At 65.0% G+C, this 23,352-nt stretch carries 20 protein-coding genes; 6 read left to right on the plus strand and 14 right to left on the minus strand.

The features are described from left to right. The first annotated feature begins 202 nt into the window (after positions 1-202). Positions 203-574, plus strand: coding sequence for a hypothetical protein (locus IB234_RS08460; RefSeq protein WP_192316478.1), 372 nt, complete (start codon positions 203-205; stop codon positions 572-574). 37 nt (positions 575-611) lie between these two features. On the opposite strand, the gene IB234_RS08465 is transcribed toward IB234_RS08460, so the two are convergent. Beyond that, on the minus strand, positions 612-5,348 hold the full coding sequence (locus tag IB234_RS08465) for a retention module-containing protein (RefSeq protein ID WP_192316479.1): 4,737 nt from the start codon (positions 5,346-5,348) through the stop codon (positions 612-614). A gap of 478 nt (positions 5,349-5,826) precedes the next feature. On the opposite strand from IB234_RS08465, the gene IB234_RS08470 reads away from it, so the two are divergent. Together IB234_RS08470 and IB234_RS08475 are read left to right on the plus strand one after the other, a co-directional pair. Next, positions 5,827-7,980 (plus strand): type I secretion system permease/ATPase, encoded by a 2,154-nt coding sequence (locus IB234_RS08470; RefSeq protein ID WP_192316480.1) that lies wholly within the window; start codon positions 5,827-5,829, stop codon positions 7,978-7,980. Further along, on the plus strand, positions 7,970-9,334 hold the full coding sequence (locus tag IB234_RS08475; RefSeq protein WP_192316481.1) for an HlyD family type I secretion periplasmic adaptor subunit: 1,365 nt from the start codon (positions 7,970-7,972) through the stop codon (positions 9,332-9,334). Before IB234_RS08470 ends, IB234_RS08475 begins: the two co-directional genes overlap by 11 nt. Here IB234_RS08475 and IB234_RS08480 read toward each other — a convergent pair. After that, the gene (locus tag IB234_RS08480) at positions 9,331-9,990 is read right to left on the minus strand and encodes a TetR/AcrR family transcriptional regulator (RefSeq protein ID WP_192316482.1); all 660 of its coding nucleotides are present in this window, start codon (positions 9,988-9,990) and stop codon (positions 9,331-9,333) included. The two genes, IB234_RS08475 and IB234_RS08480, sit on opposite strands and share 4 nt — an antisense overlap. Before the next feature lie 51 nt (positions 9,991-10,041). Here IB234_RS08480 and IB234_RS08485 point away from each other — a divergent pair, with 51 nt between their 5' ends. Next, positions 10,042-11,142 (plus strand): DUF2855 family protein, encoded by a 1,101-nt coding sequence (locus IB234_RS08485; RefSeq protein ID WP_192316483.1) that lies wholly within the window; start codon positions 10,042-10,044, stop codon positions 11,140-11,142. Between the two features lie 43 nt (positions 11,143-11,185). Here the strand turns inward: IB234_RS08485 and mmsB are convergent, their stop codons facing one another. The 6 genes from mmsB to IB234_RS08515 form a co-directional block, all read right to left on the minus strand. After that, positions 11,186-12,070, minus strand: coding sequence for a 3-hydroxyisobutyrate dehydrogenase (mmsB, locus tag IB234_RS08490; RefSeq protein ID WP_192316484.1), 885 nt, complete (start codon positions 12,068-12,070; stop codon positions 11,186-11,188). Between the two features lie 26 nt (positions 12,071-12,096). Then, complete coding sequence (locus IB234_RS08495; protein WP_192316485.1) at positions 12,097-13,200, minus strand: enoyl-CoA hydratase/isomerase family protein; 1,104 nt, start codon at positions 13,198-13,200, stop codon at positions 12,097-12,099. 8 nt (positions 13,201-13,208) lie between these two features. Continuing rightward, positions 13,209-14,027 (minus strand): enoyl-CoA hydratase, encoded by an 819-nt coding sequence (locus IB234_RS08500; RefSeq protein ID WP_192316486.1) that lies wholly within the window; start codon positions 14,025-14,027, stop codon positions 13,209-13,211. Between the two features lie 133 nt (positions 14,028-14,160). After that, positions 14,161-15,324 (minus strand): isobutyryl-CoA dehydrogenase, encoded by a 1,164-nt coding sequence (locus IB234_RS08505; RefSeq protein WP_192316487.1) that lies wholly within the window; start codon positions 15,322-15,324, stop codon positions 14,161-14,163. A 6-nt stretch (positions 15,325-15,330) separates the two neighbouring features. Next, positions 15,331-16,578 carry an ABC transporter substrate-binding protein gene (locus IB234_RS08510; protein ID WP_192316488.1) on the minus strand — a complete coding sequence of 416 codons (1,248 nt, stop codon included), beginning with the start codon at positions 16,576-16,578 and terminating at the stop codon, positions 15,331-15,333. A 108-nt stretch (positions 16,579-16,686) separates the two neighbouring features. After that, positions 16,687-18,195 (minus strand): CoA-acylating methylmalonate-semialdehyde dehydrogenase, encoded by a 1,509-nt coding sequence (locus tag IB234_RS08515; RefSeq protein ID WP_192316489.1) that lies wholly within the window; start codon positions 18,193-18,195, stop codon positions 16,687-16,689. A gap of 118 nt (positions 18,196-18,313) precedes the next feature. On the opposite strand from IB234_RS08515, the gene IB234_RS08520 reads away from it, so the two are divergent. Beyond that, the gene (locus IB234_RS08520; protein ID WP_192316490.1) at positions 18,314-19,195 is read left to right on the plus strand and encodes an AraC family transcriptional regulator; all 882 of its coding nucleotides are present in this window, start codon (positions 18,314-18,316) and stop codon (positions 19,193-19,195) included. Here the strand turns inward: IB234_RS08520 and IB234_RS08525 are convergent, their stop codons facing one another. The 5 genes from IB234_RS08525 to IB234_RS08545 all read right to left on the minus strand — a co-directional run bounded on the left by IB234_RS08525 (position 19,196) and on the right by IB234_RS08545 (position 21,637). After that, complete coding sequence (locus IB234_RS08525; RefSeq protein WP_192316491.1) at positions 19,196-20,011, minus strand: HDOD domain-containing protein; 816 nt, start codon at positions 20,009-20,011, stop codon at positions 19,196-19,198. Positions 20,012-20,111: 100 nt separating this feature from the next. Continuing rightward, positions 20,112-20,390: a Rho-binding antiterminator gene (locus tag IB234_RS08530; RefSeq protein ID WP_192316492.1), complete on the minus strand. Its 279-nt coding sequence runs from the start codon at positions 20,388-20,390 to the stop codon at positions 20,112-20,114. A gap of 12 nt (positions 20,391-20,402) precedes the next feature. Next, entirely contained in the window at positions 20,403-20,657 is a 255-nt protein-coding gene (locus tag IB234_RS08535) for a DUF2024 family protein (protein ID WP_192316493.1), read from the minus strand. Between the two features lies 1 nt (position 20,658). Continuing rightward, positions 20,659-21,396 (minus strand): hypothetical protein, encoded by a 738-nt coding sequence (locus IB234_RS08540; protein ID WP_192316494.1) that lies wholly within the window; start codon positions 21,394-21,396, stop codon positions 20,659-20,661. A 10-nt stretch (positions 21,397-21,406) separates the two neighbouring features. Continuing rightward, positions 21,407-21,637: a thioredoxin family protein gene (locus tag IB234_RS08545; protein ID WP_192316496.1), complete on the minus strand. Its 231-nt coding sequence runs from the start codon at positions 21,635-21,637 to the stop codon at positions 21,407-21,409. Positions 21,638-21,754: 117 nt separating this feature from the next. Here IB234_RS08545 and IB234_RS08550 point away from each other — a divergent pair, with 117 nt between their 5' ends. Then, a complete protein-coding gene (locus tag IB234_RS08550; protein WP_192316498.1) occupies positions 21,755-22,321 on the plus strand; it encodes a MarR family winged helix-turn-helix transcriptional regulator in 567 nt (188 codons plus the stop codon). A 140-nt stretch (positions 22,322-22,461) separates the two neighbouring features. On the opposite strand, the gene IB234_RS08555 is transcribed toward IB234_RS08550, so the two are convergent. Continuing rightward, positions 22,462-23,304: an HDOD domain-containing protein gene (locus IB234_RS08555; protein ID WP_192316500.1), complete on the minus strand. Its 843-nt coding sequence runs from the start codon at positions 23,302-23,304 to the stop codon at positions 22,462-22,464. Between the last annotated feature and the right edge of the window lie 48 nt (positions 23,305-23,352).

Raw genomic sequence — 23,352 nt, forward strand, 5'->3', positions numbered from 1 at the left:
GAGGCCCCGATATCGCTGATGTCGGGGCCTCTGCATTTATGGCCAGGCCGAACTGGTGGATGGAGCTCGCGTGTCGCAATTTGACACGGAAATGGCAGCTGGCGGCTGGGTGAGAGTAGTCGTGTGAGCGAGTCTCACGGATAGGTGAAGACCTGGGTGCTGGCAATGGCTGGTGCTCTCCCTGCGGTCGAAGGAGGCCGCCATGTTCCGTCAGATATTGCTCTGCGCCGTTATCGGGCTCGGTTCCACCGGCTGTGTCGCCTATGGCGACGAGTATGCCCGCCCAGGCTACGAGGTTCGCTACTACGAGATACGACCGCTACCCAGGGGATACGATGATCGCGACTACCGATGGCACCGCGACCGTTACCAGGAGCGCCGCCATTCCCATTACGCCCCGGATCACGGTGGCCGCTATCGCTGGCATGGGGACTTCCACCGCCATGATGCATACCGTGACCGCTCTGCCTGGAGACCACGCCACGACGGCCGCTCATGGCAGCGCCATGACGGCTGGCGACGCGAGTTCGACCGCTCACGGCCCCCATTGCGAGGGCGGGCTCTTTCCGATTGATTGTATAGAGGCGGGCCTCCAGGGCCCGCCTTCGCTTCTACTGGTCCAGCTTCATGCTGTGGTCGGCACCGGCGATCAGCGAGTTGATGATCGCGGCCGGCATGATGCCCGAACCGCCGATATCCAGGCCGTCTGGTGCGAAGTCCTCACCGCCGCCGTTCTGAACGGGCGGTTCGAGGTGGCCTTCCGCATCGTTGCTGCCGCGCTGGAGGTCGATGTAGGCGCCGAGATCGTTACTCTCGCTCTGGAGCAGGTCGGCCAGGTCGATGCTCTCCTTGTTGGAGTCGAATCCGCTGGTAGCCTGGATCGCTGAGCCAGACGCTTCCGGATCTTCCGCCATGAGAAGCTGTTCGTCTTCCAGCGGCAGGAGCGTGTCTCCAGAGTCGAACGCTGCAGCTGCCGGGGCCATGCGCAATCCGCCGCCTGCTGCGCTTTCCAGTGTCAGATGCAGCGTGGCGGAGGCCTGACTGCCGTCACTGTCCTCGATGGTGTAGACCACCTTGAATGTGACGTCCTGGTCGATATTGAAGGTGCTGGCCGGGGTGAAGCTGTAGTTGCCGCTATGGGCATCGATCTTCAGCAGTCCGATATCGGTGCCCAGATCCAGCTGGTAGAAGTTGCCGTCGAAGGTCGCTGAGAGGTCACCGATGCCGTCACCGTCGCTGTCGAGACTGACGCCGACGACCTTCTGCGCGGCAGGGCCATCGGCACCGAAGTCATCGGCGACGTTACCTGAGACGCTGCCATCGAGCAGACCACCCACCTGCACGGTGCCCTGCAGCACGCCGTTGAGGTCCAGCGGGTTGACCACCACGATGGTGTTGGGGTTATGCACCGTGCTTTCCTGGACGAAGTCGCCCGGGTTGTGGAGCAGACCGTCGTCGGTGTTCCAGGTCAGCGGAGGGTTGCCGCTCGGCGACCAGGCCACGGTGTCCAGGTTGCTCTGGGCATAGTCGCCGACGAGCTCGGCGCCGATGCCCACTGCGTATACGGAGTCCACGCCCTTGTCCGTGACGAAGTCTACCCAGCCGTCCCGTTCGCTGGAGGAGATGGATACCGAGGGCCGGTTGGCGCCCAGCGGGGTGGCCGGATAGCCGTCCGAGAGGAAGTAGACGAAGGTGTGATCGGCCTCCGGTGGGGTGCCGTAGTGGGTCTGGACCTGCTTCAGCGCGTCGTCGAAATTGGTGCCGGTACCGGTGCTAACGCCCCGGATGGCGGCGATGGCGGCGGCGGGGTCGTTGAACCAGCCGTGATAGGTGGCGGTGTCGTCGAAGGTCACCAGCATCACGTTCTGCAGACTGCCGCCGTAACTGGTGATCAGGTTTTCGAGGGCGCTCTGGGCCAGGGCCAGGCGTGTGGTGGTGCCGCCACCCGGCAGGCTGACAACACCGCCGAGGAACGGGCTGACCATGGTTGCCGACGTGTCGAGCATGATCACCAGGTTGACCGAGGCCGTCGTACTGCCTTCGGTCAGTACGACGAAGTCGTCCACTGCCACGGGTGCCGCGTCGGCGACGTTGACGGTGACTGTTGCTCCGGCGCTGTAGGTGTCGCCGTCGAAGGCCTGGTAGCCGAAGGTAGGCGCAGGACCATCGTTGGTCGAGTCGAAGTCGCCCGGCGGCAGGTAAGTCAGCAAGCCATTCGCCGCGTCGGTCGCGCTGATCACCGCGCTGCCCGCAGCGACGGCGGCCGCGGTCACGGCTACGCCATTGATCTGCAAAGTGCCGTGGTCGGGCAGCGAGGTGATGCGGAAGCTCTCCACCGCGTCGCCGATATCCGGGTCGCTGCCGGACAGCGAGATGGCCACCTCTGCGCCACCCTGCACAGCGCTGGCCGATACATCGGTGGCCTGCGGTGCATCGTTCACCGGGGTAACGCCGATGTTGACGGTGACGATGTTGCCATTGGCAGTGCCGTCGTTGGCCCGATAGGTGAAGCTGTCGGCAGTGGTCTCGCTACCGTTGTGGGTATAGCTGAAGGTGCCATTGGCGTTCAGCGTCAGGGTCCCGTTGGCTGGACCGGAGACCAGGATAGCGCTGAGCGTGTCGTTCTCGGCGTCGCTGTCGTTGGCCAACACGCTGGTGCTGCCACTCGCCAGTACAGTGGCGGTGCCGCCTTCGGCGACCACGATGCTGTCGGCCACCGAGACCGGTGCGTCGTTGACCGGCGTGATGCCGATGCTGACGGTGACGGTGTTGCCATTGGCGGTGCCGTCGTTGGCCCGATAGGTGAAGCTGTCTGTAGTGGTCTCGCTGCCGTCGTGGACGTAGCTGAATGTGCCGTTGGGGTTCAGCGTCAGAGTGCCATGGGCCGGGCCGGAGACCAGGATAGCGTCGAGCGGGTCGCCGTCGGCGTCACTGTCGTTGGCCAGTACGCTGGTGCTGCCACCCACCAGCGTACTGGCTGTGCCGCCCTCGGCGACCAGGATGCTGTCGGGCAATGAGACTGGGGCGTCGTTGAGCGGGTTGACGCCAATGGTGACGGTGCTGGTGGCGAAGCCGCCGTTGCCGTCGGAGACGGTGACGACGAAGCTGTCCGAGCCGTTGTAGTTCGTGCTTGGGGTGTAAGTGAAAGAACCGGTGGCCGTGTTGAGGGCCACGGTGCCGTTACCCGGCGCGCCAGTGATGGAGAAACTGAGCGTGTCTCCCTCGATGTCGGTGCCGGTGACGATGCCGTTGACGGGCACGTTCTCATCGGTGACCAGGCCCAGGTCACTGGTGGTCGGGGCATCGTTGACTGGAGTGACGGTGATGGCCACCGAGTCGGAGGTGCTGTCGATGCCGTCGCTGGCGACGATGCTGAGAGTGTCTGGCCCGTTGTAGTTGGCGCTGGGGGTATAACGCAACTGGGCCATCGCGTTGTTGATTGCCGCCTGGCTGCCGGTCAGCACCAGTGCGCTGCTCCCATCACCACTGACACCTGCGCCGAGTGCGTTCAGCCCTACATTGAGCACACCATGCTCGACGCTGAGGGTGACGGTCAGGTTGTCCAGCTCTGGATCGAATACACCGATGGCATTGGTGGTCGCCAGGGAAAAGACTTTGCTGGTGTCTTCGGGAGTGGTCTGCGCTGTGGGGACGTGGATGATCGGTGCATCGTTGTCGGGGGTGATGGTGATATCCAGGGTCGACGTGGCCGTATCGGTTCCATCGGTCAGCGTGAACGTCACCTGGGGAACGTTGCCGTTGTAGTTGGCCTGCGGTGTGAATGTGTAGGTGCCGTCGGCGTCGATCTGCAGCGTCCCGACCTGAGGAATGTTGATCGGTGTGCCCACCGGATACTGGGTGAGTGGCGAACCGGTCAGGTTGAAGCTGGCGATGCTGAGGCTATCGCCGTCCACATCGGTGGCATTGGTCAGCAGGTTACCGGTGACGATGCTGTCTTCCGGACCGCTGTTGGTTTCTGGCGCACCCACCGGAGCATCGTTGACCGGAGTGACGGTGATGGCAACGCTGTCAGTGGCCGTCTCCTGCCCGTCGGTGGTGCTGATGCTCAGGGTATCGGGCCCGTGGTAGTTGGCGTCCGGGGTGTACTTCAGCTGGGCCATCGCATTGTTGATCGCCGCAGGGCTGCCGCTCAGAGTCAATGTGCTGGTTCCGCCGCCGGTCACCGTTACGCCGAGCAGATTCAGGCCCACCTCGAGCACGCCGTGTTGCACGTTCAGTGTGGTGGTCAGCGAATCCAGATCGACGTCGAAGGCTCCCAGCGCATTGCTGGTCTGCAGTGAGAAGGTCAGAGGAGTGTCTTCGGGCGTCGTTTGCGCTTGCGGCACGATGTGGAAGGGCGCGTCGTTGACCGGCGTGATGTCGATGCTGACCGTGGTGCTGGCGATGCTGCTGCCGTCGCTGACGGTATAGGTGATGACTGGCACCGGGCCGTTGTAGTTGGGTAGTGGGTTGAAGCTGAACGTGCCATTGGCATTGATCTGCAGCGTGCCGACGAAGGGGATGGTAATGGGGCTGCCGAGCGGCTGACTCACCAATGGTTGGGTGCTCAGCGTGAAAGAGGTAATGCTGAGGCTGTCACCATCGTTGTCGAAATCATTGCTCAGCAGATTGCCCGAGATCGAGCCTCCTTCGAGCAATGTGAAGCTGTCTGCCACGGCGATCGGTGGTGTATTGGCCGGCGGGACTGGTGGCTGGGGCTCCGGCTGCTCTGGCTCCTCCACTGGGGGCTCCGGCTCCTCGATCGGCGGTTCGGGTTCCTCTACGGGCGGCTCTGGCTCTTCCAGTGGCGGCTGGGGGACGGGCGTCTCGGGCACTGGGTCTACCGGTACCTCGGCCAGGCTCGGCGTGAAGTCGTCGATCAGATCTTCCTGCTCTGTCAGGGGCGCGGAAAAGTCCAGTCCGCGGGTTTCGAAACCTACCTGCACATCGACCTGTGAGGCCGTGGCGTCAAGCATGACGAACCCGTGCCCGCCTGCGATGCCTGTGCTGCTGCCCGAACCGGGCGCGGGGCCAGCGGCAGTTGGTGCCAGATCGGTCGTCGGGTCCATGCCGCTGGCTATGGCCTGCTGCAGATCCTGTGCAGGAGGCGTGGTGGAGGCCGTGGCGTCCTGCTCCTGCTGCTCGACGGCGGGCCATTGGCTGGTGCTGCCCAGTTCGACGGTCTGCCCATCCTTGAGCTGGAGGCTTACCAGGCCGGCCTCTCCGGTCAGGACCTGTTCACCACGAAACAAGCGGTCGCCTTCGACCAGGAGTCGCTGGGCGCCATCGGGAGAAAGCGCCATGACCTGGCCTACGACAGTTTTGACGACAGCGATGACATTGTTCATGGGCGAACTCTCCTTGGTCTGCTGCGGGCTTCCTGCCGATTCGGGTGGGAATGCCGGCGCCATTGCGATGAAGTGCGGCAAATTCTTATCGCCAATAAATTGGCTTATTTCTTCTAGTTATTGGCTTTATGCCAAAGTATTGACCTGTCGCGGGGCATGCTAAACAATCGTTTCTGCCATGTCACTTTGCTATTGCTTGGCTCTTTCAACCTCTCCGATCAACGGTCGCCCGGCGACTGGAGGCCACGGCTGGCAAGCCTGACCAAGTAGTCGGGATGTGTGCGCAAGTATCTGTTTCGCCTGGCAGGCCAGTTGGTAACGCCCTGAGCGAGCCGGAATGTGGGTTGATTGGGAGCCGACCGATGATCGGTCATGGAGTGGAGTTCCGCGTCGGGTGCGGTTGGTCCGGCCCGGTTGTCAGGGGGAAGGCGGATGGCTCGCCGGAAGGAACCCGAAAAACAAGAGCTGAGACTGAACCATGTCCGCCGCGGCCAACCAGACGCTGCACTTGGGCGATCCACGCGCCCGCCATGATGACCCGCTGCTGGACGGCCTGCTGGCCCTGTGCACGCTGCACCAGAGGCCGGCGACCCGCTCCATGTTGAGTGCCGGCCTGCCGCTCCCCGCCCAGCGGCTGTCGCCAGACCTGTTGCCACGTGCCGCGGCGCGGGCCGGACTGCAAGGGCGCTGGTTGCATCGTCCACTGCGGCAGATTCCCGCCATCGCGCTGCCGGCATTGTTGCTGCTTGGCGAAGGTCGCGCGGCCATCCTGCTTGCACGTGAAGGTGAGCGTGCCCGACTGCTGCTGAGCGAGAGCGAGGGCGGGGAGGTGGCGGTCTCCCTTGACCTGCTGGAGGAGGATTACAGTGGTGAGGTCTTCTTCGCGCAGCCACGCCATGCATTCGATCAGGACCGCGAGAGCCTTATCCCGCGCACCCGCACATGGTTTCGCGACACCCTGAAACGCTCTCGCTGGCTTTACATGGATGCCGTTGCGGCCAGTGTGCTGATCAACCTGATCGGCCTGTTCGCGCCGCTGTTCGTGATGAATGTGTATGACCGGGTGGTGCCGAACCAGGCGGAGGCGACGCTCTGGGTACTGGCTGTGGGCATATCGGGGGCCTTTCTGTTCGACCTGCTGCTCAAGACCATGCGCGGCCTGTGCCTGGACCTGGCCGGCAAGAAGACCGACCTGATCATCTCCGCCAGTCTCTTTCAGCGTATCGTCGGCATGACCATGAAGGTGCGCCCGGCTCGGGTCGGCAGCTTCGCTCAACATATCCACGAGTTCCAGGTGCTGCGCGACTTCCTCGCCTCGCTGACCCTGACCAGCCTGATCGACCTGCCGTTCACCATACTGGTGCTTGCCGTGATCGCCTGGCTGGGTGGTCACCTGGTGTGGATTCCCATCCTGGCTTTCCCCCTCGCGCTGGGTCTCGGCTGGCTGCTGCAGCGCCCGCTGGCGGACACCATGGAGCGCAGCATGGCGCTGTCCGCGGAGCGCCAGTCGAGCCTGATCGAGACCCTGGCCGGACTGGATGCGGTCAAGATCAACAATGCCGAGAGCGAGCGCCAGTATCTCTGGGAGCAGACCATCGGCACGCTCGGGCGCCTCGAACTCCGGGCTCGGATGCTGTCCAGCCTGGCGCTGAATCTGACCGGCTTCATCCAGCAACTGACCGGCGTGGTGACCATCGTTCTGGGGGTCTATCTGATCATGGCCGGCAATCTCAGCATGGGTGGGTTGATCGCCTGCTACATGCTCGGTACACGGGCGCTAGCGCCGCTCGGTCAGCTTTCAGGACTACTCACCCGCTATCAGCAGGCACGGGTGAGCATGCAGAGCATCGACCAGATGATGGCATTGCCGCAGGAGCGCGAGGAGCAGGCGCGTGGTCTTAGCCGCCCGCAACTGCGAGGGGCACTGGAGTGCCGGCAGCTGCAGTTCCGCTATCCGCAGCAGCAGAATGCCGCACTCGTTGGCATTGACCTGCGCATTGCCGCCGGCGAGAAGGTTGGCATCATCGGTCGCAGTGGCTCCGGCAAGAGCTCATTGGCGAAGCTCATCGTCGGCCTCTACCAGGCCGATGCAGGCCATCTGCTGGTAGACGGGGTGGATGTGCGGCAGTTGGATGTCGGCGACTTGCGCCACAACATCGGCTACGTCGCGCAGGACATCCAGCTGTTCTCCGGCACGCTGCGCGACAACCTTGTCAGCGGTGCTCGTTATGTAGAGGACGAACTGGTGTTGCAGGCCGCAGAGCTGGCAGGTGTGCATGAGTTCGCCCGCCTGCACCCGCAGGGCTATGAGCTGCAGGTCGGCGAGCGCGGTCAGCAGCTGTCCGGAGGGCAGCGTCAGGCGGTAGCCCTGGCTCGCGCCCTGTTGCTGGACCCTCCCATCCTGCTGCTGGATGAGCCCACCAGTGCTCTCGACAATACCGGCGAGGAGCGCCTCAAGCAGCGCCTGCAGGGCTTCATCACGGACAAGACCCTGGTACTGGTGACCCACCGCACATCGTTGCTGAGCCTGGTGGATCGATTGATCGTCATCGACCGAGGGCGAATCGTCGCCGACGGCCCCAAGGCCGAGGTGATGGAAGCGATACGGGGGGGGCGCATCAATGTGGCGTGACTTCCGAGCGGCGCAGCACCTGCGCAGCTATTTCCAGGGCCGGCAGTCCCTGTCGGGGCAACCGTTGCCAGAAGTGCGCAAGGCGCTGATCGAGGATGCGCCTCGACTGGTGCGGCTGACCATCTGGAGCCTGGTAGGCTTCAGCCTCTTTGCGTTGCTGTGGGCGCATTTCGCGGTCGTGGACGAAGTCACCCGTGGCGACGGCAAGGCGATTCCATCCTCCAAGCTGCAGAAGATCCAGAACCTGGAGGGTGGGATAGTCGCCGAGTTGTTCGTGCGCGAGGGGCAGGTGGTCGAAGTCGGTGCGCCGCTGCTGCGGCTGGACGATACCCGCTTTGCCTCCAATGTCGGCGAGACCGAGGCGGATCGTCTGGCGCTGCTGCTGCGGGTGGAGCGGTTGTCCGCAGAGGTCGAGGACCGTGCCCTGGAGCTGCCGGCAACGGCAATGGAAGCCGCTCCGGGTCTGGCTGCCAGCGAGCAGGCGCTGTACCAGAGCCGCCGCCAGCAGTTGCAGGATGAGGTGGCCGGCCTCGAGGAGCAGCTGGCTCAGCGCCAGCAGGAGCTGCGCGAGCTGGTCTCCAAGCGCGATCAATACCAGCGTGGCCTCGCTCTGCTGCGGCAGGAGATCGACATGTCCGAGCCGCTGGTGGCCAAGGGGGCCATCTCCCAGGTCGAGCTGCTGCGGCTGCGCCGTGCGGAGGTGGAGAATCGCGGGCAACTGGACGCTACTTCGCTGGCCATTCCCCGGGCTGGCTCGGCGATCAAGGAAGTGGAGCGCAAGATCGACGAAACCCGCGGACGTTTCCGCAGCGAGGCGCTGACCCGGCTCAACGAGGCGCGCACCGACCTCAGCAAGGTCCAGGCGAGTGGCAAGGCGTTGGAGGACCGGGTCAACCGCACGCTGGTTACCTCGCCGGTACGTGGCATTGTCAAGCAGCTGCTGGTCAACACCATCGGTGGAGTCATACAGCCGGGCAGCGACCTGGTCGAGATCGTGCCGCTGGACGACACATTACTGGTGGAGGCGCGTATCCGTCCGCAGGACATCGCCTTCCTGCATCCCGGCCAGAAGGCCATGGTCAAGTTCACCGCGTATGACTACACCATCTATGGCGGCCTGGCGGCCAACCTCGAACAGATCGGTGCGGACACCATCACCGACGAGGAGGGCAACAGCTTCTACCTGATCCAGCTGCGCACCGAGAAGAGCCACCTGGGCAGCGAGCAGAGCCCGTTGCTGATCATCCCGGGCATGGTGGCGTCCGTGGATATCATCACCGGACAGAAGAGTGTGCTCAGCTATCTGCTCAAGCCGATCATCCGCGCCAAGGGGGAGGCATTGCGCGAGCGCTAGATGTTCTCGAGTGCACCTAGCACCAGGCGCTCCGTCTCACCCAGCCAGCGGCGCAGGCGCGCCTCGTCGAGTTGCCCTAGGGCCGCGTAGCGGCGGCCACCCCAGACCATCAGAAACAGCGCCTCGACGGTAGCCGCCGAGGCGGGGTGGGGCAGGTCGCGGCAGTTGGCGAACACCTGTTGCCACTTGCCGAGCAGCTCCTCGTAGGCCCGCTGGTGATGCCGTGGCTCGGCGATCTGCGCTTCCAGCTGGGCGACCTCGAAGGTGAATAGCTGGCTGATGGGCTCGGCCGGGCTGCAGCTCAGGCGTAGCAGCAGGCTGACGCGGCTGCGCCAGTCCAGCGGCGGCGCGATCACCTGTTCATCGATGCTGCGTAGTAATTGCTCGATGCTGTGGCGCACGTAGCCGGAGAGCAGCGCCTGTTTGCTGGGGAAGTATTCGTACAGGGTGCCCACGGCGAAGCCCGACTCCAGCGCCACCGCGCGGGTGGTCACGGCCTCCCAGCCATCGCGCTGCCAAATCCGAACGAAAGCCTGGTAGATGGCCTCCACGGTGAACTGCGCGCGGGCCTGCTGTGGGCGCTTGAGCGGCTTGGTTCTGAGCTTTTGCCCTGGCGCGCTGACCGCTGCACGGTTTCCGAACCCCTTCCTGTCCATCGCCCTCTACCCTGTCGGTTCATCATCAGTCGCCTGCCAGAGGACCCGCAAATGACCCAACTCGTCAAGGCCACGCGCCTGCTCACCCGCAAGGGCGCGCTCGACCAGAGCCGTATCGACAGCTTCGACTTCGACCTGAGCGTGGCGCCCGGCGAGATCGTCCTCAGGCCCGATCATTTCGCCCTGACCACCAACAACATCACCTACGCCGCCTTCGGCGACTCGATGCGCTACTGGGACTTCTACCCGACCGGCACGGCCGAGTGGGGACACATGCCGGTATGGGGCTTCGCCGATGTGGTGGCCTCGGCGGTCGAGGACATCGAGGTTGGCGCGCGCTACTACGGCTATTACCCGATCGCCAGCTACACGCGGGTCAAGGCCGAGGCCTCGCCACGTGGCTTCCGCGCGCTGGATGCGCATCGCGCCGAACTGCCGACGCCCTACAACCAGTACGCGCTGTGCGCGGCCGATCCTTACTACAGCCCCGAACACGAGGACCTGCAGGCGCTGCTCAAGCCGCTGTACCTGACCTCGGCGATGCTCGCCGACTTCCTGCTCGACAACGATTTCTTCGGCGCCCAGCGCCTGCTGTTCTCCAGCGCGTCGAGCAAGACTGCCTACTGCACGCTGTTCTGCCTGGAGGAGTACGACATCGAATGCATCGGCCTGACCTCGCGCGGCAACATTGCCTTCGTCGAGCAGCTCGGCTGCTATGACAGCGCCCTGGCTTACCAGAACCTGGAGTCGCTCGATGCCAGCGTGCCGACCGTCTACGTCGACTTCTCCAGCGACCTGGCCCTGCGCGACCGCGTGCATGCACACTTCGCCGACCAGCTGGCCTACAGCTGCGTGGCCGGCTCGGCGCAGAACACCGAGGAGGCCGAGTACAAGGCCGCCAGCGGGCCGGAGCCGAAGATGTTCTTCGCGCCGATCCAGATGCGCAAACGCAATGTCGACTGGGGTTCGGGCGGCGTCTCGCGCTATGTCGGCGAGGGCATGGTGAAGTTCTATCGGCGGGTCGAGGCCAGCGGCACGCAGCTGGTCGAGGTGGTGCGCAGCGAGGGTTATGAGGCGGCAGCGGAGATCATCTCCGGCCTGGTGCATGGCCGCCTGCCGCCACAGCAGGGGCAGATCGTCCGTCTGCGTTGAGGCGCATGGAGCGTGGCGGGTTGGCCGCCACGCTCCAAATCACTCATTCGACGAACAGCTTCTGCACGGCGGAGAAGTCCAGCTTGCCGTCGCCCTGCTTGAGCAGCATGCGGTAGATCTGCAAGGCCAGCGCGCCCATCGGCGTACTGCTGCCAGTGGCCTGGGCGGCCTCCTGGGCCAGACCAAGGTCCTTGGTCATCAGCTCGGCCATAAAGCCGCCCGAGTAGCCTTTGGACGCCGGTGCATTCTCCATCACCCCTGGCCAGGGATTGTACTTCTCCAGGCTCCAGTTGCCGCCCGAACTCTGCCGCATGATTTCGGCCAGTACCGCCGGATCGAGACCGCTGGCCACGCCCAGGGCCATGGCCTCGGCGGTGCCGATCATGTGTACGGCGAGCAGTTGGTTGTTGCACACCTTGGCTACCTGGCCGGCGCCATCGGGGCCGGCGTGGAAGATGTTCTTGCCCATGGTGGCGAGGATCGGCCGGGCTTTCTCCAAGTCCTCGGCCTTGCCGCCGACCATAAAGGTCAGGGTGCCGGCTGCGGCGCCAGCGGTGCCGCCAGAGACCGGCGCGTCGAGCAGGGCGATGCCCTTGGCCGCTGCGGCAGCGTGAACCTTGCGCGCCGAGTCCGGGGCGATGGTCGAGCATTCCAGCACCAGGCTGCCGGGAGCAATCTGCTGCAGCAGGCCGCCGTCACCCAGGTACAGGCCTTCCACATGGCGGCTGGCCGGCAGCATGCTGACCACCACACTCGCGCCCTTGACCGCCTCGGCAGCGCTGGCGGCGGTCTTGCCACCGTCCTCGGCGAAGGCGGCGAGAGCCTCGGCGACCAGGTCGAAAGCGGTCACGGCGAACCCGGCCTTGAGCAGGTTGCGGGCCATGGGTAGGCCCATGTGGCCGAGGCCGATAAAGGCGATCTGAGTCATTGTTGTTGTTCTCCTCAGGGTGATGGTTAGAGGTCCGCCAGCGGGTGGTCGCCTTCCCAGACCGGAGCGAAGTGCGCCTCGACCACCGCCGGTGGAATGCTCGCCGGGTCGGGCCAGTGCCACTTCGGCGCCTGGTCCTTGTCGATCAGGCGGGCGCGCACGCCCTCGGGGAATTCCGGGTGGCGGCAGCAGTTCAGGCTCATGGCGTATTCCATGCGGAACACCTCGGCCAGCGATTGGTGACGGGCGCGGCGAATCTGTTCCCAGACCAGGTGCGCAGTCAGCGGGCAGCCGGCGGCCAGGGTCTTGGCGGCGCGCGCCAGCGGCAGATCGTCGTCGCCGTGCAGGGCGGTGAGGGCGTGCCAGGCGGCGGGCAGGTCGGCCAGGTCGAGCAGGGCGTCGATGCGCTCGCGGCGTGGCAGCCACTGCGCCGGTGGCAGGTCCGGGCGGGCCTCGTGCTCCAGAGCGCGCAGCAGGCTGTTGAGCTGCTCCGGCGCCTGGTGTTGCCAGTTCATCTGCACCAGGCCCTCGATCAGCGTGTCCTGCTGATCGTCACGCAGGAAGCGGTCGGCCAGGTCCAGGTCCAAGGCGTCGCGGGCGTTGATGCTGGCGGCGGTGAGGCCAAGGAACAGGCCGAGCTTGCCCGGCAGGCGGGCGAGGAACCAGCTGCCGCCGACATCCGGGTACAGACCGATATTGATCTCCGGCATGCCCAGGCGACTGCTCGGGGTGACGATGCGGATGGCTGCGCCCTGCATCAGGCCCATGCCGCCGCCCAGCACGTGGCCGTGGGCCCAGCACAGCAGCGGTTTCGGGTAGGTGTGGATGCGGTGGTCGAGGCGGTATTCATCGGCGAAGAAGCGCCGCGCCAGCGGCGGCACCTCACCGGGATGCTCGCGGCACTGCTGTACCAGCTGCACCACGTCACCGCCGGCGCAGAAGGCCTTGGGTCCGTTGCCGCGCAGCAGCACGCAGGCGATGTGCTCGTCCTCGGCCCACTGCCGTAGCTTGGCATCCAGCGCCTCGATCATTGGCAGGGTCAGGGCGTTGAGGCTCTTCTCCGCGTCCAGGCTGGCGATGCCGATGCGGTAGCCATGCAGGGCGGGACGTTCTTCGAAATGCATGTTCATGGTGGAAGTCACTTGTTGCGCCACTGGGCGTCGCGTTTCTCGAGGAAGGCGTTGACGCCTTCGCGGGTGTCGTCGGCATCGAACAGGTCGACGAAGCGCTCGCGCTCCTCGGAGAGCCAGCTGTTCGGGCCGCGCTCACGGGCGCCCTGGATCAGCGGCTTGATGGTGCGCACCGCCACCGGGCTCTGCCGCGCCACCTTGGCTGCCAGCAGCAGGGCGGTGCCACGGGCTTCGCCGCTGTCCACCACCTGCTCGATCAGGCCAATGCGCAGGGCGGTCTCGGCGTCGATGCGTTCGCCGCAGAGGATCATGCGCTTGGCCCAGCCTTCGCCGATCAGCCAGGGTAGGTTCTGCGTGCCGCCAGCGCAGGGCAGCAGGCCGACGGTGGCTTCCGGCAGGGCCATCTGCGCCTGACGTTCGGCGATGCGGATGTCGCAGGCCAGGGCGCATTCCAGACCGCCACCCATGGCGTAGCCGTTGATCGCGGCAATGGACACGCCACGGAAGTCGCGCAGGGTCTCGAAGGCTTCGCCGAAGCGTCGTGCCATCTCGCGGGCGCGGGCCTTGTCGCCGTCGGCGAACAGGTTGAGGTCGGCGCCGGCGCTGAAGAACTTGCTGCCCTGGCCGGTCACCACCAGGGCGTAGATGTCGTCGTCGCGGTTGAGGTGCTCGACGATCTGCTTGAGGCCGATCAGCGAGTCGCGGTCCCAGGTGTTGGCCGGCGGGTGGTTGATGGTGATCAGGGCGGTGTGGCCGTGCTTCTCCACGGTGAGCTTGTGGGTCAGATCGAACATGCCGGGGTTGTAGGCTTCGATGGCGGTGGTCATAACGGTCCTCGTAATAGTGTTCCCCTTTCCCGTGGGAGAGGGCGGGGCGGCCCGCGTAGGGTGAGAGGCTCTGGATCGATACCGGCCCTCACCCCAACCCTCTCCCTGCAGGAGAGAGGACTCCCAGCAGAAGCTACAGCAGGCGATCCAGCATGCCGCCCTGGTCCAGCAGGCGACGGGCGATGATCACCCGCATGATCTCGTTGGTACCCTCCAGAATCTGGTGCACACGGCTGTCGCGCACCCAGCGCTCCAGTGGATAGTCGTTGAGGTAGCCATAGCCGCCGTGCAGCTGCAGAGCCTCGTTGCACACAGTGAAGCAGTGGTCGGTGGCGAAACGTTTGGCCATCGCGCAATACAGGCTGGCCTCACCGTGGCCAGTGTCCAGCCGGTGGGCCGCCAGGCGCACCATTTGCCGGCTGGCGGTCAGGTCCGTGAGCATATCGGCCAACTTGAACTGCAGGGCCTGGAACTCGGCCAGTGCCTTGCCGAACTGCTTGCGTTCCTCCACGTAGCGCAGGCTCTGCTCCAGCGCCGCCTGGGCCACGCCGAGCGAGCAACTGGCGATGTTGATGCGCCCGCCGTCCAGGCCCTTCATGGCATAGGTGAACCCCTGTCCCTCGGGACCGATGCGGTTGCCGGCCGGGATGCGTACTCCTTCGAAGGTGATGGTGCGGGTCGGTTGCGCCTTCCAGCCCATCTTCTCCTCGTTGCGCCCGTATTTCACGCCGACTGCATCGCCTGGTACCAGGAAGCAGGAGATGCCCTTGGCGCCGTCCTCGCCGGTGCGCGCCATGACGATCAATACATCGGTACTGCCTGCCCCGGAGATGAAGCACTTGCTGCCGTCCAGCACGTATTCGTCGCCGTCTCGCCGGGCACGGGTGCGCAGGTGGGCGGCGTCGGAGCCGGCATCGGGCTCGGTCAGGCAATAGGAGGCCAGCAGTTCGCCGCTGGTCAGTCTGGGCAGCCAGGCGTCCTTCAGCGCCTGGTCGGCGAACGAGGCAACCATCCAGGACGCCATGTTGTGGATGGTGAGGTAGGCCGTGGTGGCCACACAGCCAGCGGAGAGCTGTTCGAAGATCAGCGAGCTGGTCAGTCGCGACAAGCCCAGCCCGCCATCCTCCTCGCGGATGTACAGGGCCAGGTAGCCCTGTTCGGCAGCGCGGCGGATGACGTCGACCGGGAAGTGGTGTTCGCGGTCCCAGTCGGCCGCGTGGGGAAACAGTTCCCGCGCGGCAAAGGCGCGGGCGCTGTCGACCAGCAGACGTTGTTCTTCGCTCAGCTCAAGGTCCATAGGTTCTCACTGTAGGGTAACGGGCTGGCCGGCGGCACGCCGTTCGGCCTGCCATTCGGCGAGGCTGGGGGCGGCCTGTTCTCCGTCCAGACGGTGGACGATCTCGAAGTAATCCTGGTGCAGCGGCGAGGACATCACTTCAGCGCGTGTCTTGACCCGCACCGCGTACACCGTCTGCACGTTCTGGTGGTCGAAGGCGCGCCATTGCTGGGGGCCTTTGAGCAGGCTGTAGCGATGCCCCTCCAGTGCCTTGATCAGCGCCTCGCTGTCCAGGCTCTTGGCACGGCCGGCGGCGTCGGCCCACTGCTGGACGATGCTGTAGGCCGACGCGGCGGCGCTGGAGGGGTAGACCTCGTAGCGCTCGGTGAAGTTGCGCACGAAGTCCTGGCCAGCCTGGGAGCCTTCCAGCTCTGGTACGCGCCAGGTCCAGGGCTCGGTGCCGAGCACGCCTTCCATCAGCCCTGGGCCGGCCTGTTCGACGATGCCCTGGGTCAGGTTCGGGGCGACGATCTGCACCTTGCGGGTCAGCCCCAGGTCTTCGGCCACGCGCATGGCACGTACCAGATCCTCGCCGAAGAGCACCAGGACCAGCACATCTGGGCTGCTCTGGGCGGCCTGGGTCAGAGCGTTCTGGTAGTCGGCGATACGGGCGCCGGGGAAGGGCACCTTGAGACCCGGGTTGCGCGCACTATCCTGGGTGCCGGTGGTCTCGCGCAGCGAGCTCTCGGTAGTGTTGCCCCAGGTGTAATCGGCAGTGACATAGAAGTAGCGCTTGTTCGGCAGATTCTTGGCCAGGTACTGGCCGAGCACGCGGGCGCTCATCCAGGCGTTGTTGCACTCGCGGAAGAGGTAGCGGTGGCCGTCCTTGCCCGTGGTGTCGTTGGAGTAGGTGAGGGTGCCGAAATACAGCAGACCCTTCTCCTGGGCGCGCTTGCCCGCGGCGATGGCCGCCGCGCTGGAGGCGCCGCCGAAGAGCATGGAAGCACCTTCGCCGGCCAGCTTGTCGACGTTGCGCGCCGCCTTTTCGGGGCGAGAGGCGTCGTCCAGGCTGGACAGCCGCAACTGTCGGCCCAGTACACCGCCCTTGGCGTTCAGTTCGTCGATGGCCAGCAGGGCTCCGCGCATCTGTGCCAGTCCTTCTTCCTTGTAGCTGCCGGTACGTGGGTAGCTGAGGCCGAGGGTAATCGGCTCGGCAGCCTGTACGGCGGCGGTGATTCCGGCCCAGAGGGCCAGGCAGGCAGTCAGTCGTTTCATGGTGTCGGCTCCTTGTTCTTGTTGTGCCAGGGCTGACTGTGCAGCTCTGGCGAACGCGGAGGCATTGTCTTTTCGTCGTAGTGGCACCGTGTTGCGGTACGTCAACGCTTACTTGAGTTGTATCGTCATGTTGGGGCCGACCGGGGTTCCGCCCGTCACGGCCGCATCGTCGAACCAGCGACTGGTGACGGTCTTGGTCTCGGTGTAGAAGCGCACCGCCTGCTTGCCATAGGCGTGCAGGTCGCCATAGAACGAACCCTTCCAGCCGGTGAAGGAGAAGAACGGCAGCGGCACCGGGATCGGCACATTGATGCCTACCTGGCCGACCTCCACTGCATGTTGATAGTGGCGAGCGGCGCCGCCGGAGCGGGTGAAGATGCTGGTGCCGTTGCCGTAGGGGCTGGCGTTGACCAGCTCGATGGCCTGCTCCAGGGTGTCGACCTCCATGCACACCAGCACCGGGCCGAAGATCTCCTCGCGGTACAGGCTCATGCGGGTGGTCACGCCGCGGAACAGGGTCGGGCCCAGCCAGTTGCCGTTGGGGTAGCCGGCCACCTCGCACTGCGAGCCGTCGAGCAGGCACTCGGCGCCTTCCGCCTTGCCCTCGGCAATCAGCTTCTGCACGCGCTGCTTGGCCTGCTGGCTGATCAGCGGGCCATAGGCGGAGCTCGGGTCCTTCCAGTGGCCTGGCTTGAGCTCGGCCATCTGTGCGGCCAGTTCGTCGATCCACTGCTTCGACTCGCCGACGAACACCGCCACGCTGATCGCCATGCAGCGCTGCCCAGCGGCGCCGCAGCTGGCGCCGAGCAGGTTGCTGAGCACCTGGTCCTTCGGCGCGTCGGGCATGATCACCATATGGTTCTTGGCGCCGGCGAAGGCCTGCACGCGCTTCAGGTGCTGGGTACCGGTGCGGTAGATATGCTGGCCCACCGGCACCGAGCCGACGAAGGAGATGGCGCGGATGTCCTCGTGGGTGAGCAGGGCGTCGACCACCTCGCGGCCGCCGTGCAGCACCTGCAGCACGCCTGCCGGTGCGCCGGCCTCGACGAACAGCTCGGCCAGGCGATTGGGCGTCAGTGGGTCCTGCTCGGAGGGCTTGAGGATGAAGGTGTTGCCGCAGGCGATGGCCAACGGGAACATCCACAGAGGGATCATTGCCGGGAAGTTGAACGGGGTGATGCCGACGCACACGCCGAGTGGCTGGATCCAGCTGGCGGTGTCGATCTCGCGGGCGACGTTCTCCACCGTCTCGCCCATCATCAGGCTGCAGATGTTGGCCGCATGCTCGGCCACCTCGATGCCACGCCAGACGTCGCCCTTGGCGTCGGCGAAGGTCTTGCCGGTCTCGGCGGCAAGAATCTCGGCCAGCTCGTCGTGGTGCTCCTTGAGCAGGTGCTGGTAGCGCAGCATCAGTCGCGCGCGTTCCGGCACCGGTACCTCGCGCCAGCCGAGGAAGGCCTTCTTGGCGCCGGTGATGGCCGCCTCGATCTCCTCATGGGTGGCCTTGGGCGCCAGGGCCAGGACTTCCTGGGTGGCCGGGTCGGTCACTTCGATCAGTTCGCGGGCGTGGCTGGCTTGCCATTGGCCGTCGATCAGCTGCGGGATCACCTGGGGCATCGTGGGCCTCCTGAATTGTTCTTGTGGGGCTTTTATAGCCGCCCGGGGCGCGGCTGTGGATTGACGATCTTGCTCAAGGGATGGACGATCTTGGTATTCAAACAAGAAAGAGAGTGCCATGAGCGCCTCGGTCGAAACCTCCAACTGGCCGCTGCCGGCCAATGGTCTGCGCTTTATCGTGCCGCCGAGACTGCGCCGCGTGCTGGCCCGCCATCCACTCTCGTCCGGTTGCTATCCGCTGGCCTTGGGCTTCTATCCGGACGCCGCTGGACACCGCATGCAGCGTCCCCAGCCTGACGATCACCTGCTGATCTACTGCCGTGCCGGACGCGGATGGCTGGATACAGGGGATGGACGATTGGAAGTTGGCGGCGGCGATCTGCTGCTGTTGCCCAAGGGGCGCCCGCATACCTATGGCGCCGACCCGGCGAGACCCTGGACCATTCACTGGGTGCATTTCGACGGCGGTCTGTGCGATGACTTCCTGCGCCTGTTGGGCAAGCCCGGTGTACGCCGCATCGGTGTGCAGCCCCGCCTGCTGGCGGACTTCGAGGCGCTGCTCGGTGTGCACCGCCAGGGTCTGAATCCGGCACACTTCATCCACGCCGCGCACCAGCTGCAGGCGCTGCTCAGCTCCCTGGCCGTGCTGCCGGCGCGGGCGACACTGAAGTCAGGTCGAGTTCTGGATGTGGAGGCGGTACGGGCCGTGATGCGTAGCCACCTGCACGGCAGCCTCCAGCTTGATGACCTGGCAGCGCAGTTCAAGCTGTCGCGCTTCCACTTCGCCAAGACCTACCGCTCGCTGACCGGCCACGCACCGATTCAGGACTTCATCCAGCTGAAGATGGCCCAGGCCTGCCGCCTGCTCGACCAGGGAACGCTGGATGTACGGCAGATCGCCGAGCAGCTGGGCTATGACGATCCCTATTATTTCTCGCGACTGTTCCGCAAGGTGGTGGGCATGGCGCCCAGTCACTACCGGGCGTTGCACCAGGGGTGATCAGGCGAGAAGCCGCAGCCACAGCTGCAGTTCCTGGCGCAGCTCGTCACGAAGTGCCGTGAGTGGCATGTCCAGCCCCAGTTGCAACTGAGCCGGGAGTATTTCCGGGAGATCACTCTCCGCTGCCTGCAAGGCACTGGCGACCAGCACCAGGTCTGCCAGGTCGGCGGACCCGGAGTGTTCGCGTTGCCATTTGCCCCGCTGGCGTGCGCAATCAATTATCGCCGTGGGGAGCTGCCAGCGTGTCAGCACCAGCGCGCCTATGTCGCCGGACAACTCTTCGCACAATTCGTCCAGCGTCGCGACTTCCCGCGGAAAGTCGGGCCAGTGCTCGATTTCGGCCAGCAGCGGAAGGCTGCCGATGTCCTGCAGGAGACCTGCCAGCATTGCCTCGTCGAGCATCAGGCCACTGCGCTGCGCCAGTGCCGCGCAATACGCCGCTCGCTCGCGGGCACGCCGCCAGCGCAGGGTGAAGGCTTTCTGCAGCGCACTCTCCGGGCTGGAGAAGAGATGGCGCAGAGAGAATCCCAGTACCAGATCGTTCAGCTGGCGGGTTCCGAGGCGGGCGAGCAGATCGCGCATCGATACGCATGGTCGTCCGCCGCGCAGTAGCGGGCTTTCGGCGAACTGCATGAGGTAGGCAGCCAATGGCGGATCGCTGTTGATCACTCTCGCGAGCTGCTCCAGCGAGGTGCGTGGGTCTTCCAGCAGGCGGCGGATGCGTAACGCGGCTTCCGGCATCTGAGGGACCTTGGCTTGTCCCTTGAGGAAACGAGTGAGCAAAGCGAAGCGCACGGCATTGACGGACAGCGACATGGTGCACGGCAGAATGGGGGAGGGAGCGCGATGCTAGCAAATACCCCCGGCTCATGCAGCCTGTGGCCCGTACCGCAAGCTGCATGGTTTTCGCGAGGGGTCAGATCGAGCAGATCATCCCCGCCAGCTCCACCCGGCCGAAACTGGCGCCGGGGTCGAGCGGGGTGATGGCCAGCAGTTGGTCGAGACGCACCTCCTGCTTGCCTTCGTCGGTCTGCAGCACGAGGAATTCCTCCTTGCTCGGGGCCGTGCGCGTATCCAGCGCCCTGGCCACGAAGCTCGGACCCTCGACCAGTTCAACCTGCAGGCGGTAGCCGTGCATGCAAGCGATCTCCAGAAAGTCGTGCAGATCGCAGTTCAGGGGCTGATACGCGTTCATGACCTTGTCTCCTTAGCAACCCTGTAGCGGGATGATGAAGTAGCCCTGCTGGGCGATGGCCGCGGCCACCTCGGGGTGGGCCGGCTCGCTGTGGCAGAACTGGCAGCGGCTCTGCGATACGTCCGCATCCTCCACGCCGCGGCTGGCGAGCCATTCGCGGGCGTAGCGGGTGGCGAGCGCCTGGTCGTTGCCTTCGATGAGCACGTCGAAGTGTAGGTAACCACCGTCGACCGTGCGCACATGGGTGTCGAACACTTTCACGTTCATGTCACTTCTCCTCTTTCCAGGTGGCCGGCAGCGACAGGTCGCCGGAAGCCACGTCCCACACGCTGGAAACGCACAGCAGCGGATTGTGCAGGTCAGCGTTGACCTGCAGGGCGGCGGTCACGCCGTCGTAGTTGAAGCTCTGCGGGAAGCCGACGGCGGCCAGCGGCACGCGAATGCGCGCGGCATCGTCCTGCACGCTCAGGTCATAGCCGGGCGAGTCGATGTAGATCGGCGCACCGGGCCAGGTGGCTGGCAGCTTGGGTTTGGCGCCCTCGGGGATGTCGCGCACCTTGAGGCCGGACGGGCCGCAGCTCGTATCCTTGGTCAGCACCACCCAGTGCGAGTGCCACAGGCCACCGTCGTTGTCCTGCTTGCCGTCGCCGTTCTCGTCGAGCTGCGGGGTGTCGTCGAAGTCCGGGTGCGAGGTCAGCGCCAGGGCTAGGATGCCCGAGCCCTGTTCGAAGCCGACGCTGCCGGCGTCCAGGCTGGTCGGCCAGACGTAGCTGTACACCTCGGCGGCGGCGAAGCTGCCCTTGGCGGTGGGCACGCGGCTACCGGCCTTGCCGTCGACCAGTTGCTCGAACACCAAGTCGCTGCCGTCCTTGAACACGCGGGTGTGTACCAGGTCGAAGGCGGCGTCGACCTTGGCGGTCTTCTCGCTGTGGATGCCGCCCGGGCCATGGGCCCAGGCCTGACTGGCGAGGAGCGCGGTGAGCGCGAGAGCGAAGGGGGCTTTCATGGCTGGCTCCTTATTTCAGGTCGTCGATGGAGGCGCCGAAGTTCAGGTGCAGCACCTGGCCATCGACCACCAGTGCGGGCACCGATTTGACGCCTGCCTGCTCGGCCTCGGCGACGCGCTGTTTCTGATCGCCGAGGTGGACGACCTCGACCTTCACTTGTGGGTCCAGCAGGTTGAGCAGGGTCTGTTCAGCCGAGACGCAAACGGGGCAGCCGGCGTGGTAGAAGCGTGCGTTGGTCATTTCGAGTCTCCTTCAGATTAATTTGGTATCGATTCGATACTGATGTGAAGGCTACTCTCGTTCCACTCTTTGTCAATATGGTTTTTAATCGATACTATGTTTCGACAGGAGTGATATATGACCGGCACAACCTTCTTCGATCTGCTCGAGCGGCTGACCAGCCTGATGCGCATGTGGAACCGTCAGCACCCGCTGCTGGCGGAGCTGCAGCCGATCCAGGTCAGCGCATTGATCTACCTGGCGCGCTGCAACCGCTACTCGAACACGCCGCTGGCGGTGACCGAGTACCTGGGGCTGACCAAGGGCACGGTGTCGCAGTCGCTCAAGGCGCTGGAGGCCAAGGGCCTGATCGAGAAGAGCCAGGACCCGCGCGACCGGCGCAGCGTGCACCTGGAGCTGACCGCGCCGGCCCGCGAGCTGGTGGCGGCAGTGGTGCCGCCGGAGTTCCTCGGTCAGGCGCTGGCGCGCATGGGTGGGCAGGCGGATGAGCTGGAGCGGCTGTTGGGCATGCTGCTGCGGCAGATCCAGCAGGGCGAGCAGGTGCCGAGCTTCGGCCTGTGCCATACCTGCCGCTTCCATCAGCAGCGCGATGGCCAGCCGTTCTGCGGCTTGACGCAGGAGGCGCTGGCACCACCGGATGCGCAGCTGATTTGCCGTGAGCACCAGTCGCCAGAGGCGGCGTAGAGCTGAGCGCCCGTTCAAGGCTGCTGCGTGCCGGAAAAACTGCGTTGATGTTACTACCGCTCGATATTTAGCTTCCCCAGCTGCTTTTTGTGGGGCCGCCAAGGCCTTGTTTTTTGGTGCGCGAGTCGTTGAACAGGTTCTCAGGCGCCCTTGCCGCCGAGCAGCTTGAACCAGAAACGGACGGGTTCGTCGATGGTGCCGCGCAGTTGAGCGGGAGTGAATTCGCCTGTGCGTTGACCCACCAGTTGCTGCCAGGCCGGCAGTCGGACCAGGTCGCTGTCGGCTCCTGCGGCGAGGCAACGGGCAACCTGAACCACATCGATCAGGTCGGCGGGGACCGCATGTTCACGCTCCCATTGCCCGCGTAGTCGGGCGCATTCGATGAACGGCTGCGGTAGGTTCCAGCTGGTCAGCACTATCACCCCAACGTTTGCCGACAGCTCGTCGCACAGTGCCATCAGCTCCACTTCCGTCGGCACCTTGCCGGACCAGTTCTCCACCTCATCTATCACCGGCAGGCTGCCGATGTCCTGAACCAGGCCGGCGAGCATCGCGTCTTCCAGCGGCAGGCGGGTCAGTTGCTGGGACAGGCAGGCGCAGTATGACGCGCACAGCAGCGAGGCGTTCCAGCGGGTGCGAAATACCTTGAGCAGAACCGGGTCGGTCTGCGAAAGCATGTGGTGAATGGTGAAGGTCAGCACCAGGTTGTTCAGGTGCTTCAGACCCAGTCGCGATATCACTTCCTGCAGGTTAATGCCCGGTCTGCTGCCGCGCAGCAATGGGCTCTCGGCAAACTGCAGCAGGTAGGCGGCCAGTGGCGGGTTACTGTGGAGCAGGCGTGTCACCTGCTCCAGCGAGGCGTGCTCGGAGGCTAGCAGCTCGCGCAGGCGCAGCGATGTCTCGGGCATCTGCGGCACCTTGGCGTTGCCCTTGAGGAAGTTGAAATAGAGCGAGAATTTAAGGCCATCTGGATGGGCGTCCATTCGGTTATCTCCGTCCGTTTTCCCATCCACAAGCCTAGTGGGCATCCG

Origin of the sequence: Pseudomonas sp. PDM16, from assembly GCF_014851865.1 — a bacterium.
Classification (GTDB): Bacteria; Pseudomonadota; Gammaproteobacteria; order Pseudomonadales; family Pseudomonadaceae; genus Aquipseudomonas.